Raw genomic sequence first — 17,404 nt, forward strand, 5'->3', positions numbered from 1 at the left:
AATATGAATTCGGCAAGATAAAAATAAATTTTGTCCTTTATCGTTTTAAAAATGCAACCTCTTCATTCAGCATTTCCACCATGGTTCCCTGCACCAGAGCACCTTTCAGCCCTTCTTCATAAGGAACCACTGCTTTTACATATTCTCTTGTATGGCCGATCATGTAACGTACTCCATTCCATTCATATTCCTCTTCCATGAGCACCTCCGTGCCGGTTCCCAGAAACGACTTCCGGTAGCTTAAGGACATATCCCCTTCCAGGCGGAGCAGCTCATTGCTTCGCTCTGCTTTTACGGATTCCGGAATCTGATCCTGCATCGCCGCCGCTCTGGTACCGCTTCTCCTGGAAAATTTAAAAACATGCATCTCATAGAACTGAACGCTCTTTAAATATTCCTTCGTCATTTCAAACTCTTCTTCCGTCTCTCCCGGGAACCCCACGATCACATCCGTGGTGATGGCAGGATTTTTAAATGCCTTCCGCAGAATTTCACAGCGGCTTAAATAGTCCTCCGTGGTGTAATGGCGGTTCATCCGCTTCAAAGTACCGTTACAGCCGCTCTGGAGGGACAAATGGAAGTGCGGGCATATTTTTTCAAGGCCGGCAAGGCCGGAGGCGAACTCTTCGGTCACGATCCGGGGCTCCAATGATCCCAGGCGGATCCGTCTGAGGCCATCTATCCCGTGAATTCCCTTAATCAGATCCAGGAGAGTGAGCCTTTGCTCTTCCGGAAAATCCATTCCATAGGAGCTCAAATGAATTCCGGTAAGTACGACCTCCTGATAGCCGGAAGCGGTAAGCCGTTTGACCTCTTCTATCACCTCATCCGGTTTCCGGCTTCTCACCCGTCCTCTGGTATAAGGGATGATGCAATAGCTGCAGAACTGGTTGCAGCCATCCTGAACCTTAATAAAAGCCCTGGTATGGCCTGCGATCCGTTCAATGGACAGATTCTCATATTCCCTGGTTCCGCCGATGTCGATAACCGTTTCCATATTACTGCCCGTCTTTTTTGGCATAAAGGTATGCCCGTAGGGTATCTCCTCTGACAGTTCCTCACGGTTTACAAAATAATCCTCCAGTATGGTCACCAGCTCTGTCTTTTTATTATTGCCTACGACCAGATCCACTGCCTCATCCTTTTTCAGTTCTTCTCCGGCTGCCTGTACATAGCATCCGGCTGCCACAACCACGGCCCCCGGATTCATTTTTTTAGCGCGGTGAAGCATCTGTCTGGACTTGCGGTCTGCAATATTGGTCACAGAGCACGTATTGATGATATAAACATCGGCTCCTTCTGCAAAGGGAACGATTTCATATCCTGCGTTCTCCAGAAGCTGCTGCATAGCCTCTGTTTCATATGAATTCACCTTGCATCCAAGGTTATGCAGGGCTGCCTTTCTCATTTCATTTTCTCCTATCTAAATAATCGTTTTATTTTCAGTATTTTCATGTAAAATTACCATTGACTTTTATACAATATATCAGTAGTATTATATTGAATAAAGGGCGGTTCCCTGATAAAAAGTGCTAATTCAAGGAGGTTTTTCATATGAAAACAGTTCGTATATCTTTAAATTCCATCGACAAAGTAAAATCTTTCGTAAACGATTTAACAAAATTTGACACTGACTTTGATCTGGTATCCGGCAGATACGTAATCGATGCAAAATCCATCATGGGTATCTTCAGCCTGGATTTATCCAAGCCGATTGATTTAAACATTCATTCCGAGAGCAATATCGATGAGATCTTAAGCGTTTTATCTCCATATATTGTCGATTAACTGCAGTAAGAAATATACGTTTAAAATGGGGCCCGGCCTTTTCCAAAAGGAGCCGGACCCCGTTTTTATATTCTTCCCTTTAACACCATATCTTTTGGACAGTGCTTATGGCAGTCTCAACCAGCTCATCGATTTTTTCCTTTAAGTTTTCCTCCGACCGCTCAATCATCTTTAAATTCGGTTTCGTCACCGGATGCTTTGCCACAAAAATGGTACAGCAATCCTCGAACGGAAGAACAGAGGTCTCATAGGTACCGATCTTCTCCGATACATCCACGATTTCCTGTTTGTCAAAGCCGATGACCGGACGAAATACCGGTATGGTGCAGGCTGCATCGGTAGCGGCCAGGGACTGCATGGTCTGGGAAGCCACCTGTCCGATGCTTTCTCCTGTAACAAGGGCCATGGCTCCGCATTCTTGTGCCAGACGCTCCGCGATCCTCATCATGTACCGTCTCATAATGATGGTAAGCTCTTCGTGAGGACATTTATCGTAGATGTATAACTGGATATCCGTAAAATTAACAATATGGAGATGAACCGGCCCGGAATATTTAGAAACCAGCTTTGCCAGATCCACAACCTTCTGCTTGGCCCGCTCGCTGGTATAGGGCGGCGCATGGAAATAAACAGCGTCGATTTTTACCCCCCGCTTTGCAACCATATATCCTGCTACCGGACTGTCGATCCCTCCGGATAAAAGGAGCATGGCTTTTCCGTTGGTTCCCACGGGCATACCGCCGGGTCCCGGGATGACACGGGAATAAATATTGATTTTATTCCGTACTTCCACATGAAGCATCACTTTTGGATTATGGACATCCACCTTTGTCTCCGGGAAGGTGTGCAGGATCACTTCTCCCAAATCCCGGTTGATCTGCTCGGAATTTACCGGATACTTTTTATTTCCCCTGCGCGTATTGACTTTAAAGGTAAAATTCTTATCCTCGTAAAATTCCTCCACATAGGATAATACCTGTTTCTTTAAATCCTCATATCCATTGTCCTCCACCTGAACCATGGGGCAGATGGCGGCAATGCCGAATATGCATTGCAAAGCTCCTATTACCTCGTCAAAATCATATTCCGACTCAGCAGACGCATAGATCCTCCCCGATTCCTTTGAGACCGTAAAATCACCATCCACCCTCTTTAAGGAATGGCGGATCTGAGTCACCAGAGCGTCCTCAAATAAGTAACGGTTTTTTCCCTTTACGCCGATTTCCGCATACTTGATTAAAAATGATTTATATTGCATCTGTTGTCCTTTCTCTCTAAAAAACTGGGATCACTAACCTCTCTGATAGCGCCGTAAAACCGGCAGAAGCTCATTCAGCACATGGATGCAGTAATCCACTTCTTCTTTGGTATTATAAACACCGAAACTGAACCGCAGCGTGGAATCCAGAAGCTCAGGCTTTACCCCGATCCCCTTTAATGTCCCGCTGACAGCCGGATGGTTGGAGGAACAGGCCGACCCGGAGGAGACATAGACGCCTTTTTCCTCAAGGGCATGTAAAAGCACCTCACTGCGGACCCCGGAAAAGCTGGCGCTGACGATCTGAGGCGCGGACAAATCACCGGGAAGGCTGTTCACCGTGACCCCTGAAATTTCCGAAAGACGGTCAATCATATAATCCTTGATTTCTAACAGGGACTTCACCTTCCCTGCGTGATCCGTATACATGATTTTAGCCGCCACGCCCAGACCTGCGATTCCCGGAACATTTTCCGTACCGGAACGCATGCCTCTCTGCTGGCCTCCTCCATAAATCAGAGGCTTTATCTTTACCCGCTGGTCAATGTATAAAAAGCCCGCCCCTTTGGGCCCATGAATCTTATGGGCGCTGACAGACAAAAGATCAATTCCCTGCCGCTTTGGCCGGATTACGAATTTTCCATAAGCCTGAATGGCATCCACATGAAACAGGATTGCCGGATTTTTCTTTTTTATTACCCTGGAAATGGCTTCGATGGGCTGAACTGCACCGATTTCATTGTTTACATACATGATGGAAACCAGAATGGTCTCCGGGCGGATGGCCGCCTCCAGCTCCTCCAGGCTAATATGTCCATGGGCATTTACGGAAAGGTAAGTCACGGAAAAACCCTGCTCCTCCAAAAATGCCAGCGGATTGTATACGGAAGCATGTTCAATGCCTGTACTGATGATGTGGCTCCCCGCCCTTTTATTTGCGATGGCCGTTTCGATCAAAGCCATATTGTTGGATTCGGAACCGCCGGATGTGAATACAATCTCCTTTGGGCTGACTTTTAAGGTTCCGGCAATGATTTCCGCCGCTTCTTTGATATACTGTTCCGCATCCATCCCTTTTTTATGCCTGGCGGATGGATTGCCGTAATCCTCTGTCATGGTTTTTACAACAATATCTTTTACCGGCTCCAGCACTCTGGTGGTAGCCGAATTATCAAAATAAACTTCCATATCCGACACTCTCCTTTCCTTATTATTGCCCATCCTTTTCGGGCATAAAGGGATACCCCCTTCAACCATATAAGCTCTCCAGTTGGAAAGCCAGCACGGATAATATGGCAAGGCCTGCCGTCTCCGTCCTTAGAATCCGTTTTCCCAATGTGATCTGTTTTGCGCCATAGTGTTCCGCAAGCTCCACTTCGGAATCCTCAAAGCCGCCTTCCGGCCCGATAAAAATTCCCACTCTCATCCCCGGCCTTATTCCGGACAGAATCTCTCTGGTTTCCGCCATACCTTTGGCATGCTCAAATGGAATGATCCTTAAATCAAACTCCCCGGCAAAGGCCAGTGCCTCCCGAAGGGTCATGACATTCGAAACCTCCGGTATGATAAGACGTTTGGACTGCTTGGCAGCGCTTTCCGAAACCGCCAGCCAGCGGCGCAGCTTTGACTCTTCTTTCTTTTTATCCAGCTTCACTACAGCCCGCTTCGTCTCTACCGGAATGATCTGATATACGCCAAGCTCCACGGCTTTCTGGATGATGAGCTCCATCTTATCACTTTTGGGAAGTCCCTGGAACAGATAAAGCTTTGCAGGAAGCTCGCCCCCGCCTTCATCCGCGGACAGGATCTTTGCCTCCACTTCTGAGGAAGTCACTGAAACAATTTCACATAAATAATCCTTATCCACACCGTTGCTTATCAAAACCTGTTCTCCGGCGCCCATGCGCAGGACATTTTTGATGTGGTTCACATCCGGTCCGGTGATCCGGATGGTTTCCGGTCCGACCTGATCCTGATTAACAAAAAAGTGATACATCCGCTGCCTCTTCCTATCTTTTTCTGACTGTTACAGAGACCCACTCACCCTGATAGGTAATTTCCACCAGCTCAAAGGCTTCATTTTCTGCAAATGCTTTCTTCACCGCTTCTTCTTTCATATTGATGATACCGGAAGTAATGAACACAGCACCTTTTTTCATATGAACAGGAATTTCCTTCTGAAGCATGATAATGATGTCAGCCAGGATATTGGCCACAACCACATCGTACTTACAAAATCCCGCTTCTTCCTGAACCGCTTTGTCATCAATGATATTGCCCTGTAAAACCTTAAATTTATCCCCGGCGATGTCATTGGCTGACATGTTTTCCTTTACCGCGGCAATGGCATTCTCATCAAGATCCGTTCCGAACACTTCCTTCGCTCCCAGCTTTAAAGCGGTAATTCCAAGAATGCCGCTTCCGGTTCCCACATCAAGCAGAACCGTTTCCGGTGTCACATATTTCCGCAGCTGGCGGATACAAAGCTGGGTCGTCTCATGCTGCCCGGTTCCAAATGCAGTTCCCGGATCAATTTCAATGAGCAGCTTGTCCTGGTGCTCTTCTGGTACTTCCTCCCAGGTAGGCTTAATCAGAATGTCATCTACGGTAAATGGTTTAAAATACTGTTTCCAGTTGTTGATCCAGTCCTTATCCTCTGTCTCGCCGGACTCTATGGTACATGCCCCTAAGTCCGTAAACATGGAAAGCTCTGAAAGCCCTTCTTCCACACGCTTTAACATCCCTTCAGTATCGGAATCCGGGTCCAGATAAAAGCTGACTTTCGCAACGCCCTCATCCGGCGGAAGCTCCGGCAGTATGTCGATAAACATACCTTTGGTTTCCGCCTCGGTCAGGGGAATATTGTCCTCGATTTCAATCCCCTGTATCCCTATTTCATCAAACATGCTGCTGATTAAATCCACCGCTTCCGTCGTGGTCGTCAGCGTATATTTCTTCCATTTCATAGCAATCCTCTATCCTTTTATAATCTTCACAAACAGGCAGACAAGCACCACCAGTACCACCGGGCGCACAACCTTTAACCCATTCTTTACTACAAGGCCAGCTCCTATGTAATGACCTGCGATGCAAAACAGCCCGGAGGCCAGTCCCAAAGGAATCAGGACTTTTCCGTTTATTAAAAATGTAACCAGTGCCGCAATATTCGATGACAGATTAATCACCTTGGTAGTGCCGGAAGCAGACCTCACATCCATTTTTGCCATTCCGGTCAGAATCAGCAGCAAAAAGGTCCCAGTCCCGGGCCCGTAAAATCCGTCATAACACCCTATGACCAGCGCCGCTCCCATGGTGATCAAAAACATCGTTCTTTCCGGAATGCCACTGCCCTCCTGCCTGTCTCCCAAATTCTTATTCTTAAGAACATAAAAGGCTACAACCGGAAGTGCCAACAGCATCATTCCTTTTAATATCCTTTCACTGGCAAGCATTGATAAATGTGCCCCAAATGTGGAACCGATCATGGCAAAAAGCGCTGCAAGCAGGGACAGCTTCACTTTAATATATCCGTTCTTAGCAAACCGGGCCGTAGAGATCACGGTTCCCATGGTGGAACCCATTTTATTGGTCCCGATTGCCAAATGGGGCGGTATGCCCGCTGCCAGATACGCAGGCAGGGATATTAAACCTCCCCCTCCGGCAATGGAATCTACAAAGCCCGCCAGAAAAACCAGAGGGCACACGATCAGATATTGGTACATGTGTCGTTTCCTTTCTTTGGTATGACCGCCGTCAGGCGGATCGAACTTCCCTATTACTAAACCACATGATATCATAACATACAATGAAATTGGTTGCAAGCGTATAAAACCAACGAACTTTTGAGGTTATTTCATCTTTTTTTAAAAAAATAATTTTTTTTTGAAAAAGAATGCAATAAAAAAGACAGCTGATGCATTAACTAATTGAACGGATGAAAATGACTTTTGTTTCGTTCCGGGAACAAGGGCAAAAAAAATATCAAGTAAACGAAATTCCTTGATGCATTACACCCCATCACACCCGCCCGAGTTACCGGAATTGGAACAGGAACTATTTTCACATATTACAATCTAAAGGCAATTAGAATTTGTAATGAAAAAACAGGAGACGTGTCTGTGGCCGAAGCATTTCAGTCATCTGGCGCGTCTCCTGTTTTATATAATCAAGGCTTTAGCAGAACTCCTTCCTTTTCTAAATTACGTGAGAACTGGTCCCTCCCTGTCTTCCAACTGTCTCCATAAACGAACTTCAATTCCACTTCCGGCAGATTCCAATTATCCGGCATTGCATCAATCCTCATTCTGCGTCCAATAGCCGGAGTGAATTTATCATTGCACTGCAATAAAAGATCAACATCACTGTCAAACTTTTGGTCTCCTCTCGCACAGCTTCCGTAAAGATAAACCGCTTCTATATATGGTTTATATGCCTCACTGCAAAGTATCTTTAAAGCACTGTTAATTGACTGCATATGCCGTTTCATGAAATACCTCCGCTCAAACACTCATCTCAAGATTTCTATTCTATAATTATTATACATAATAACCAAGTAAAAGAAAAGGTACAGCAGAAAATTTCCGCCATACCTTCTAAAAATCATTCGATAAAATTTACTGAATCCAGGCACCGTCAGCTCCCACCTTGTATCCGTCAGGAGTAACCGTATTGGTAAGCAGCTTCCCTAAATAGCCATCGGACAAGGTATTAAAATAATAAACCTTTCCGTCAATGATCTGCCAGCCGGTCCTCATGGCACCCATGGTTCCGTCATCCACCGGATTTAAATAATACCGGAAGCCGTTCTCATCTGTATACCAGCCGGTGAGCATGTGTCCTCCCTGGTTAAACCGGTACCATCTGCCATCGATATACTTCCAGCTGTTGGAAGGCCAGCTTCCGTCACTGTACTGAAACCACCAGCCGGCAGGGCTGTAGCGCCAGCCCCTCTGATAGCTATAGCTTCCCGGTCCGTCATCATCATCATCGTCGTCATCGTCGTCGTCCCAACAGTCAAAGGATACACTTCCCTCAATGGGCCCTCTGATTTTTGTGCCGGAGCCGTTCCAGCCCGGAAAATCCCTGACTGTCTGACCGTCATCGGCCATGACGGCCGCCGGAAACAGCGCTGCTATCCATATAACAGCTGCTGCTAAAGCCATTTTCTTTGAAAACCTTCCCATACCTTCCCTTCCTTCCAAACATGTACCTTCCAGCGTTTCTATTTAAAGATTCCCTTCTTTTTATGTTTATCGCTTTCCACCGCTCCGCTCATGATATCGTCAAACTTGCGGAGTGCCTCTTTTTGAGCTTCCGTCAAACGTTCAGGCACCTGGACAACCAGAGTAACAAAATGATCGCCGCGAATGGCCCGGTTGCGTAAAGAAGGAACGCCCTTTCCCTTTAAGCGCACCTTGGTGTCGGTCTGGGTTCCGGACTTTACTTCGTATTCCACCTCTCCGTCTACGGTCTTAATGCGGATAGGGCCTCCCAATGCTGCCTTTGCAAACGAGATCGGAACTGTAGAAAAGATGCTGGTATCCTGACGTTTAAAAATCGGATGGTTGGATACCACGGCCTCTACTAAAAGGTCTCCTCTCTCACCGCCATTGGTTCCCGGTTCCCCTGCACCGACAAGGCGTACGGACTGCCCGTTGTCAATTCCGGCCGGAATGGTGACTTTGAATTTCTTTCTCCTCGTAATATATCCGGTTCCATAACAATCCGGACATTTATCCTTTATAATGGTTCCGGTACCGCCGCAGTCCGGACAGGTCTGGACATTCTGAACCTGACCGAAGAACGACTGCTGGGTATACATGATCTTTCCTTTTCCGTTGCATTTTGGACAGGTAACAGGAGAGGTTCCTGATTTCGCACCGCTTCCGTGACAGGAAGCGCACTCTTCTTTATAATTTATTTCAATATCCCTCTCGCAGCCGAAAATCGCCTCTTCAAAGGTGATCCGGATGCTGGTTCTGACATTGGCACCCCTTGATGGCCCGTTGTAATGGGCGCTGCTTCTTCGTCCTCCGCCAAAGATATCTCCGAATATATCTCCGAATATATCTCCCATGTCCGCTCCGCTGAAATCGAAACCGCCGAATCCGCCGGCCCCTCCGCTTCCATCAAAGGCTGCGGAACCGAACTGGTCATACTGGCGTCTCTTATCCGGGTCGCTAAGGACGCTGTAAGCTTCCGAAGCCTGTTTGAACTTCTCAGCAGCCGCAGCATCTCCGGGGTTTGTGTCAGGATGGTATTTCTTTGCTAATGCCCTGTAGGCCTTCTTAATCGCTGCATCATCCGCATCTTTCGGAATGCCCAGGATCTCATAATAATCTTTTTTGCTTTCTGCCATCTTAGGTCTACCTTTCATATACTTAGGGAAGTTCGGCAAGCTATGGCTTGCCGAACGGCTGTGTTCCTGACCTCAGGCTCACTTTCACTCGCCTTCGCTAAAAACTCATGCCTGCGGAAAAAGTGCTGTATCACTACAACACTTTTTCCAAAGCCCTGTCAATCGACCAGACTAGTTTACACCTCTTTGTAATCGCCGTCAACTACATCGCTGTCCTGATAAGAAGCATCTGCTGCTCCCATGTCAGGGCCTGCGCCTGCTGCTCCGCCCTGAGCCTGAGCCTGCTCATAAACCTTAGCAAACAGTGCCTGTGCGCCGGTCATGAGTTTTTCCTTGCCAGCCTTAATATCTTCGATCTGAGCATCTGTCATATCATCGATAGGCGCCCTGTTGATCGCTTCTTTTAAAGCATTTAAATCTGCTTCAACGGCTGCTTTATCATTTTGATCAATCTTATCTCCAACTTCCTGAAGAGCCTTTTCTGTCTGGAATACCATGGAGTCAGCATCGTTTCTTGCATCAATGCCTTCTTTACGTTTCTTGTCCTGTGCTTCGTATTCAGCGGCTTCCTTCACTGCCTTATCGATATCGGTATCAGACATATTGGATCCGGAAGTAATGGTGATGTGCTGTTCTTTGCCTGTTCCTAAATCTTTTGCGGAAACATTAACAATACCGTTGGCATCGATATCAAATGTAACTTCGATCTGAGGAACACCTCTTCTTGCCGGCGGAATTCCATCAAGACGGAACTGGCCTAAAGTCTTATTGTCTCTTGCAAACTGTCTTTCACCCTGTACTACATGGATATCAACGGCAGTCTGGTTGTCTGCTGCAGTGGAGAATACCTGGCTCTTCTTTGTAGGAATTGTGGTATTTCTCTCGATCAGTCTGGTAGCTACGCCGCCCATTGTCTCGATGGATAAGGAAAGCGGAGTTACATCTAACAGAAGGATATCGCCTGCACCTGCATCACCTGCAAGCTTACCGCCCTGAATGCTGGCGCCGATGGCAACACATTCATCAGGATTTAAGGATTTGGAAGGCTCTTTGCCTGTTAACTGTTTTACTTTTTCCTGTGCGGCTAACATACGGGTAGAACCGCCAACTAAGAGTACTTTTCCTAATTCAGCTGCTGTGATACCTGCATCTTTTAATGCGTTCTGTACCGGAGCGGTTGAACGCTCAATCAAATCTGCGGTCAGTTCATCAAATTTTGCTCTGGTTAAGTTCATATCAAGATGTTTTGGACCTTCTGCAGTAGCAGTAATAAATGGCAGGTTGATGTTCGTGGTTGTAGAGGAAGAAAGTTCTTTCTTCGCTTTCTCTGCAGCTTCTTTTAATCTCTGCATTGCCATCTTGTCACCGGACAAATCAACGCCTTCTGCCTTCTTAAATTCATCTACCATCCACTGGGTAATGCGGTTATCAAAATCATCACCGCCCAAATGAGTATCACCGTTGGTAGAAAGTACTTCGATTACACCGTCACCAATCTCAATGTTGGAAACATCAAAGGTACCGCCGCCTAAGTCATATACCATGATCTTCTGCTCTTTTTCATTGTCAAGTCCATAAGCCAGAGCGGCTGCTGTCGGCTCATTGATGATTCGTTTTACATCAAGACCGGCGATCTTACCGGCATCCTTGGTTGCCTGACGCTGCGCATCGTTAAAATATGCCGGTACTGTAATAACCGCTTCGGTAACCTTTTCTCCCAAATAAGCCTCTGCATCTGCTTTTAATTTCTGAAGGATCATAGCGGAGATTTCCTGAGGACTGTAATTCTTTCCGTCAATGGTTACCTTATAATCAGTACCCATATGTCTCTTTATGGAAGAGATGGTGCGGTCCGCATTTGTAACTGCCTGACGCTTTGCAGGCTCGCCTACAAGTCTCTCTCCGTTCTTTGTAAATGCAACAACGGATGGTGTGGTTCTTACACCTTCGCTGTTAGGGATTACAACCGGTTTACCGCCTTCCATAACGGCTACACAGCTGTTTGTTGTACCTAAGTCAATTCCAATGATCTTGCCCATAGTTTTTTCCTCCTATTTCATAAACAAAATGTAAATATTTCCTATTTTCTGCCCTCGCTTTTTGGGCATAAAGATATTACCCTGTTCCTGGATGTTATATATTTAATTAGCTACCTGCACCATGGAATGTCTGACCACAGTGTCGCGGTAGGTATAACCCTTCTGGAGTTCCTGAGAAACTGTATTTTCGCCCAGAGACTCATCTTCAATATGCATTACCGCATTATGGAAATTGGGATCAAATGGCTTTCCCACCGCTTCAATGGGTTTTATGCCGGCCTCCTCTAATGTTTTCATAAGCTGTTTGTATATTTTATCCATTCCATCTGCAAACGGAGTACCTTTTTCCTCCTCCGGAACGGCTGCAAGGCCTCTTTCAAAATTATCGACAACCGGCAGGATCCGTTCAATGATATCCCTGGCTCCGATTTCAAACATGGCCGATTTTTCCTTCTCGGTTCTCTTGCGGTAGTTGTCAAATTCAGCCATGGTTCTCTGCAGGCGGTCCGTCAGCTCTTCGATCTTCTCATCTCTTGGGTCTTTCTTTTCTGCTCTCTTGCCGAAAAAACCTTTTTTCCCGGATTCTGCTTTGGAATCTTCTTCTGCCGGTCCGGTCTCTTCTTCGTTCGGAACATCTTCCTGGGTTCCTTCTTCTGCACAGGTTTCTGTACTCTCTATTTCTTTTTCAGCGGAAACGGCATCCTCCGGATTCACAGCCTCATCTGCCAGTTTCTCATCTGTTTTTATGTCTTCCATGCTCAATGTTCTTCCCTTCACCTTTCATCTTTTTTCAAAATGGTATCCAGCTGCGTCATGAGATTGCGCAATGTGCTGAGTACCTTTTCATAATCCATCCGCTTTGGCCCTATGATCCCGATGGTGCCCCTTAAGCCTTCGCCAAGTTCATAATTGGCCGTTACAATGCTGCAGTCCTTCATATTCTGGACCGGTGCCTCATCACCGATGTATACCTGGATTCCGGAGCCGCCTTCTGAGTGATTCACATCATCGACCAGTCCCTGCAGGAGTTCCTTCTGTTCCAGCGTACCGATCAGCTTACTGGCCTTTTCTCCATCGCTTAATTCCGGATACTTGAAAATGTTGGTGGCTCCGCTGGTATAGATCTGAAGGTCTTCATCATCGGCCCGTATGGCTGATGCCACCTCGGTAAGCACCCGGTCTACCACATCGCTGTGAGAACCTGCCTGAACCTTCAGCCTGCTGATAACGTCAAGATTAATCTCCTCTATGGTCAGCCCATTGAGGGCATTGTTAAGAAGAATGTTAAGATTCAGAAGTCCCTCGTCATTTAGTTCTGTATGAATAGGGATCATGGTATTCTTAATGATATTGCCTTCCACCACGATTACCACAAGAAGCTTTCCTTCATCAACCTTTGACAGTTGGATAAACTTCAGTTTATTGTGATGGTACTGGGGAGCGCTGATCATTGCCGCATAATTGGTATTCTGGGCCAGAAGCTTAGCCATCTGCTTTAACAGAAGCTCTACCCTGTCCACCCGTTTCAGCATCATATCCTTGATCTCAGTGACCTCTTCTTCCTTTTCCTGCATGATCTGGTCCACATAGAAGCGGTATCCTCTGTCAGAAGGAATTCTCCCTGCAGATGTATGGGGCTGTATAATGTATCCAAGCTCCTCCAGATCAGACATCTCATTCCGGATCGTGGCAGAACTTAAGTTTAGATCCGTATATTTTGAAATGGTACGGGATCCTACCGGCTCTCCGGTCTCCAGATAAGTTTTGATGATGGCTTTCAATATGGTAACTTTCCGCTCATCCAACTGATCCTTATCGTTCAAACTGCCACACTTCCTTTCTGAGTTCTTTTTTTGTTAGCACTCAACGTTTAGGAGTGCTAACATCTTCATTTCATAATATATTCTTTTTTTCTACTTTTGTCAATACATTCCTAAAAAATTTTCAGTGAAGTTTTTGTGGCTTCCTTGTACATTTTTTCTCAATTGACCCTCAAATATTACAAAGCTGTTGACAATTTGTACTTGACATTTAACATTTCTGTAATATAATGGTAATTGATACACCATAACAACACGATTGCGAGGTAAATCATGAAACGTTTTTCAGGACATAAACGAATCACTGGATTCCTGACACTCCTTTGTATCCTGCTGTTATCTTCGACTGCGATGGCAGCCGAGACCACGGAAAATAAACAAACCGCGGCTGAAGCACAGTCCGGGAGTGTAGGAACGGATGACCGAATCATAAAGAACAGTAGCGGGAATGTGGCAACATCAAGCAATGCAGAGATGCCTTCGGAAGAAATCGGGCCCGGTATCAGGAAAACAGCAGAACCGGAAAAAACAGAACCGGCCGGACCGGTTTATGAAAAAGGAGAATCCCTGGGATTCTTCAATGCTACTGCCTATTGCCCCAACAGTGAAAGTTCCGGCAGACAATCCCGGACCTATTCCGGCACGATTCCCCGGCCTCAACATACCATATCCGCAGATATTACGATCCTGCCTCTTGGAACAAAGGTCATGATTGATGGCATTGTTTATACCGTTGAAGATATCGGAGGCAGTGTAAAAGGGAAAAAAATAGATATTTTCTTTTCCAGCCGTGCAGAGGCTCTGGCTTTTGGAAGACAGACAAAAGAATTATTTGCAGTTGTTGAATCATAAGAAACGCCCATACGGCGTTGCAGAACAGCGAATCGCTTTGCTTTTCTGCAACGCTTTTTTTGTGCCCCAAACAGGATTTTTTATTCATTTCCTTGACAAATCTGGAAAAAAGTGTAAAATGAATACTTGTACCTCATTTATTACAAAACTGTTACATATATTTATATTATATTAATTTATATTACAGTTTGTAAAAAAGAAAGGAAGGATTTGTAATATGCAAAAAGAAAATCAAATTCACTGGTTCTTTGGAACCTTACTAATGATGATATTTTTATTAATCAGTACATTTAATGCCTTTGCGCTTCAAACTGCAGGTGTCATTGACTATGCAGATGAAAGCAGCGTGAGAGGCTGGGCCTTTAACAGCTCCGATCCCAGCTCTTCCGTTGATGTAAAGGTCGTCATCACCAACCAGGCAAATGGACAGGTTGTGGCGGAACTTACCACCACAGCCTCCGGCCGCCGGGAGGATCTTGCTTCCCAGGGGACAGGAACCGGTAACTACGGATTTGAGATACCTGTATCATGGGATACCTATGGAGATGGTGCTTATCTGGTCGAGGCCTATGCAGGCGGCCAGAAGCTGTCAGGCACCAAGGTTCACGGAGTGGGTGCCCTTGCCGGTTCCAATCTCCGTTCCCTGGGAGTTTTCAGGACCACGGCTTACTGCCCCTGCCGGAAATGCTCCGGGGGCTGGGGAGGACGTACCAGCACCGGAACCATTGCAACCGCAAACCGTACCATTTCCGTTGACCCGAGAGTCATTCCCTACGGAAGCCGCATTATGATAGGAGGAACGATCTATACGGCGGAAGACTGCGGAGGCGGGGTAAAAGGTAACCACATTGATATCTTCTTCAACACCCATGCGGAAACCCGTGCCTATGGCTCCCAGAATATTGAGGTATATTTAGTTCAATAAGATGATAGTGAAGGGGCTGTCGCAAAATGAAAATTTCAACAAGATATGGTTTCTGGTTGCTTGGTTAATACCCATATATTGTATGAAAAAATCATTTTGCGACAGCCCTTTTACTGATAAACGGTCCCGGCTACGCCAAAAACCGGCTCATGACATAATTACTGATGTCAATGCCTCTGGAAGTCAGACGGTAGAATCCATCCTTGAATTCCATAAGACCGTCTTTTTCCATTTGATCAAGCACCGGGCCATAGACATTCCGTATGTTCTGGCCAAAGCTGCTGACAAACCCGTGGGCCGAGACACCTTTCGTCAGACGCAGCCCCAGAAACATATACTCTTCCATCCTTTCTTCTATGGTCAGCCGCTCAAACTCCTGCCTCAGCACTCCTTCAAATGCTTCCTCCCGGTCCAGACGGGCGCTGCAATACTCATTGTAAATGGAAGTGTTGTGGAAACGGCATCCATTCATATAGGAGGAAGCGCCCAGACCTAAGCCCAGATATTCCATTCCTGTCCAATAGCCGATGTTGTGCCTGCACTCGTAACCCTTTTTGGAATAATTGGATATTTCATACCTTTCATACCCCTGCTCTTTTAGAAATTCCTGGGTCAGGTAATACATTTCACGCTCTGTATCCTCATCCGGTAAATCCGGCAGGGACATCAGACGATGCCGTTCTTCCGGCGTCAAGGAATGGTTTTCCATTTCAACATGCTCCCCATACCGGTCATAATAAGGCGTCCCCTCTTCCACGATCAGACTATAGGCAGATATGTGTTCCGGTTTCAACATGGTCACTTTTTTTAAGGTATTCTTCCATGATTCCAACGTCTGTCCGGGAATCGCTGAGATTAAATCCACATTTACGTTATCAAATCCAGCCATGCGGACTCTCTGATAGCTTTTCAGGAATTCGTCATAAGTATGGATCCTGCCCAAATAGTGCAGTTCCTTGTCATCGGCGGACTGAAGGCCCATGCTGATCCGGTTTACCCCGGCTTCCCGGTAACAGGAAAGTGCCTCAGGCGTGACCGTACCGGGATTTGCCTCCATTGTGATCTCCGCATCCGGAAGAATCTCAAACCCATCTTTAAGAGCATGAAGAATTGCAGCCATATCTTCTATATTTAATATAGAAGGAGTGCCTCCTCCTATGAATACGCTGACTACCTGGTATTCTTTGGCTCGGGCACTCTGGTACTTCATTTCTTCCACTAATTTTTCTGTATATTCCCGCTGCATCCGCTGGTTCCCCGGGAAAGAAAGGAAATCGCAGTAAGCACATTTACGCACACAGAACGGGACATGTACGTAAATTTCCAAATTCTTTTTATTCATCATCTAATTTGAGTACGCTCATAAATGCCTTCTGTGGTATCTCTACGTTACCAACCTGGCGCATACGTTTTTTACCTTCCTTCTGCTTTTCAAGAAGTTTTTTCTTTCGTGAAATATCACCGCCGTAGCATTTGGCAAGAACGTCTTTTCTCATGGCCTTAACCGTCTCACGGGCAATGATCTTGCCTCCGATGGCTGCCTGGATGGGGATTTCAAAGAGCTGTCTCGGAATCTCATCCTTCAGCTTCTCGCACATTCTCCTGCCTCTGTCATAAGCGGATTCTGCATGGACGATAAAGGACAAGGCATCCACATCTTCCTTATTCACAAGGATGTCCAATTTTACCAGTTCAGACCGTTCGTAGCCCTTAAGTTCATAATCAAAGGACGCGTATCCTCTGGAACGGGATTTTAAGGCATCAAAGAAATCGTAAATGATCTCGTTTAAAGGAAGCTCATATTTTAACAGTGCCCTCGTGGCCTCCATGTATTCCATGCCCAGGTAAACTCCGCGGCGTTCCTGACACAGGGTCATAATGGCCCCCACAAATTCCGTGGTCACCATGATTTCCGCACTGACGATCGGCTCTTCCATGTATTCGATTTCCGTAGGATCAGGCAGATTGGAGGGATTGGTCAGTTCCAGCATCTCGCCGTTCTTTTTATAAATGCGGTAGACAACGCCTGGGGCTGTGGTCACCAGATCCAGATTATATTCCCGTTCCAAACGTTCCTGAATGACCTCCAGATGCAGGAGGCCTAAGAATCCGCAGCGGAAGCCAAATCCAAGGGCCAGGGATGTCTCGGGCTCAAAAAACAGGGAAGCGTCGTTAAGCTGAAGCTTTTCCAAAGCGTCACGCAGGTCATTGTAGCGCGCTCCATCGGCAGGATATAACCCGCAGTAAACCATGGAAGTCACCTTCTTATATCCCGGAAGCGGTGCTTTGCATGGCCGGTCCGCATGGGTAATGGTATCACCGACCGCCGTATCCTTCACATTCTTGATGCTGGCGGTTAAGTAA

The 17,404-nt window shown here is 46.4% G+C and carries 17 protein-coding genes; 3 read left to right on the plus strand and 14 right to left on the minus strand.

The features are described 5' to 3' along the window. Positions 1-37 precede the first annotated feature (37 nt). Positions 38-1,408 carry a tRNA (N(6)-L-threonylcarbamoyladenosine(37)-C(2))-methylthiotransferase MtaB gene (gene mtaB / locus BQ9856_RS16200; RefSeq protein ID WP_077611961.1) on the minus strand — a complete coding sequence of 457 codons (1,371 nt, stop codon included), beginning with the start codon at positions 1,406-1,408 and terminating at the stop codon, positions 38-40. A 146-nt stretch (positions 1,409-1,554) separates the two neighbouring features. Here mtaB and BQ9856_RS16205 point away from each other — a divergent pair, with 146 nt between their 5' ends. Then, positions 1,555-1,788 (plus strand): PTS sugar transporter, encoded by a 234-nt coding sequence (locus BQ9856_RS16205; RefSeq protein ID WP_077611962.1) that lies wholly within the window; start codon positions 1,555-1,557, stop codon positions 1,786-1,788. A 79-nt stretch (positions 1,789-1,867) separates the two neighbouring features. Here the strand turns inward: BQ9856_RS16205 and thiI are convergent, their stop codons facing one another. The 11 genes from thiI to hrcA all read right to left on the minus strand — a co-directional run bounded on the left by thiI (position 1,868) and on the right by hrcA (position 13,266). Beyond that, positions 1,868-3,046, minus strand: a complete 1,179-nt coding sequence (gene thiI / locus BQ9856_RS16210; protein ID WP_077611963.1) for a tRNA uracil 4-sulfurtransferase ThiI — start codon at positions 3,044-3,046, stop codon at positions 1,868-1,870. A gap of 33 nt (positions 3,047-3,079) precedes the next feature. Continuing rightward, positions 3,080-4,234: a cysteine desulfurase family protein gene (locus BQ9856_RS16215; protein WP_077613409.1), complete on the minus strand. Its 1,155-nt coding sequence runs from the start codon at positions 4,232-4,234 to the stop codon at positions 3,080-3,082. Positions 4,235-4,295: 61 nt separating this feature from the next. Next, the gene (locus BQ9856_RS16220) at positions 4,296-5,042 is read right to left on the minus strand and encodes a 16S rRNA (uracil(1498)-N(3))-methyltransferase (RefSeq protein ID WP_077611964.1); all 747 of its coding nucleotides are present in this window, start codon (positions 5,040-5,042) and stop codon (positions 4,296-4,298) included. A 13-nt stretch (positions 5,043-5,055) separates the two neighbouring features. Continuing rightward, complete coding sequence (gene prmA / locus BQ9856_RS16225; RefSeq protein WP_077611965.1) at positions 5,056-6,012, minus strand: 50S ribosomal protein L11 methyltransferase; 957 nt, start codon at positions 6,010-6,012, stop codon at positions 5,056-5,058. Between the two features lie 9 nt (positions 6,013-6,021). Next, positions 6,022-6,768, minus strand: a complete 747-nt coding sequence (locus tag BQ9856_RS16230; protein ID WP_077611966.1) for a sulfite exporter TauE/SafE family protein — start codon at positions 6,766-6,768, stop codon at positions 6,022-6,024. Positions 6,769-7,211: 443 nt separating this feature from the next. Further along, a complete protein-coding gene (locus tag BQ9856_RS16235) occupies positions 7,212-7,532 on the minus strand; it encodes a nucleotidyltransferase domain-containing protein (protein WP_077611967.1) in 321 nt (106 codons plus the stop codon). A 127-nt stretch (positions 7,533-7,659) separates the two neighbouring features. Next, on the minus strand, positions 7,660-8,229 hold the full coding sequence (locus BQ9856_RS16240; protein WP_077611968.1) for a glucan-binding protein: 570 nt from the start codon (positions 8,227-8,229) through the stop codon (positions 7,660-7,662). Between the two features lie 38 nt (positions 8,230-8,267). After that, entirely contained in the window at positions 8,268-9,404 is a 1,137-nt protein-coding gene (dnaJ, locus tag BQ9856_RS16245; protein WP_077611969.1) for a molecular chaperone DnaJ, read from the minus strand. A 176-nt stretch (positions 9,405-9,580) separates the two neighbouring features. Beyond that, positions 9,581-11,443, minus strand: a complete 1,863-nt coding sequence (gene dnaK / locus BQ9856_RS16250; protein WP_077611970.1) for a molecular chaperone DnaK — start codon at positions 11,441-11,443, stop codon at positions 9,581-9,583. A 102-nt stretch (positions 11,444-11,545) separates the two neighbouring features. After that, on the minus strand, positions 11,546-12,199 hold the full coding sequence (grpE, locus tag BQ9856_RS16255; RefSeq protein ID WP_077611971.1) for a nucleotide exchange factor GrpE: 654 nt from the start codon (positions 12,197-12,199) through the stop codon (positions 11,546-11,548). Positions 12,200-12,216: 17 nt separating this feature from the next. Then, positions 12,217-13,266 (minus strand): heat-inducible transcriptional repressor HrcA, encoded by a 1,050-nt coding sequence (gene hrcA, locus BQ9856_RS16260; protein WP_077611972.1) that lies wholly within the window; start codon positions 13,264-13,266, stop codon positions 12,217-12,219. 270 nt (positions 13,267-13,536) lie between these two features. On the opposite strand from hrcA, the gene BQ9856_RS16265 reads away from it, so the two are divergent. Both BQ9856_RS16265 and BQ9856_RS16270 read left to right on the plus strand, forming a co-directional pair. Next, positions 13,537-14,115 carry a 3D domain-containing protein gene (locus tag BQ9856_RS16265; protein ID WP_077611973.1) on the plus strand — a complete coding sequence of 193 codons (579 nt, stop codon included), beginning with the start codon at positions 13,537-13,539 and terminating at the stop codon, positions 14,113-14,115. A 217-nt stretch (positions 14,116-14,332) separates the two neighbouring features. Further along, the gene (locus BQ9856_RS16270; RefSeq protein ID WP_077611974.1) at positions 14,333-15,040 is read left to right on the plus strand and encodes a 3D domain-containing protein; all 708 of its coding nucleotides are present in this window, start codon (positions 14,333-14,335) and stop codon (positions 15,038-15,040) included. A 130-nt stretch (positions 15,041-15,170) separates the two neighbouring features. Here BQ9856_RS16270 and hemW read toward each other — a convergent pair whose 3' ends face one another. Then, positions 15,171-16,385, minus strand: a complete 1,215-nt coding sequence (gene hemW, locus BQ9856_RS16275; RefSeq protein WP_077611975.1) for a radical SAM family heme chaperone HemW — start codon at positions 16,383-16,385, stop codon at positions 15,171-15,173. Beyond that, positions 16,375-17,404: translation elongation factor 4 (lepA, locus tag BQ9856_RS16280; RefSeq protein ID WP_077611976.1), on the minus strand; the 1,030-nt coding region annotated here is incomplete at its 5' end. The genes lepA and hemW, both read right to left, overlap by 11 nt.

It is taken from the genome of Clostridium sp. Marseille-P2415 (assembly GCF_900155545.1).
GTDB lineage: Bacteria > Bacillota > Clostridia > Lachnospirales > Lachnospiraceae > Lacrimispora.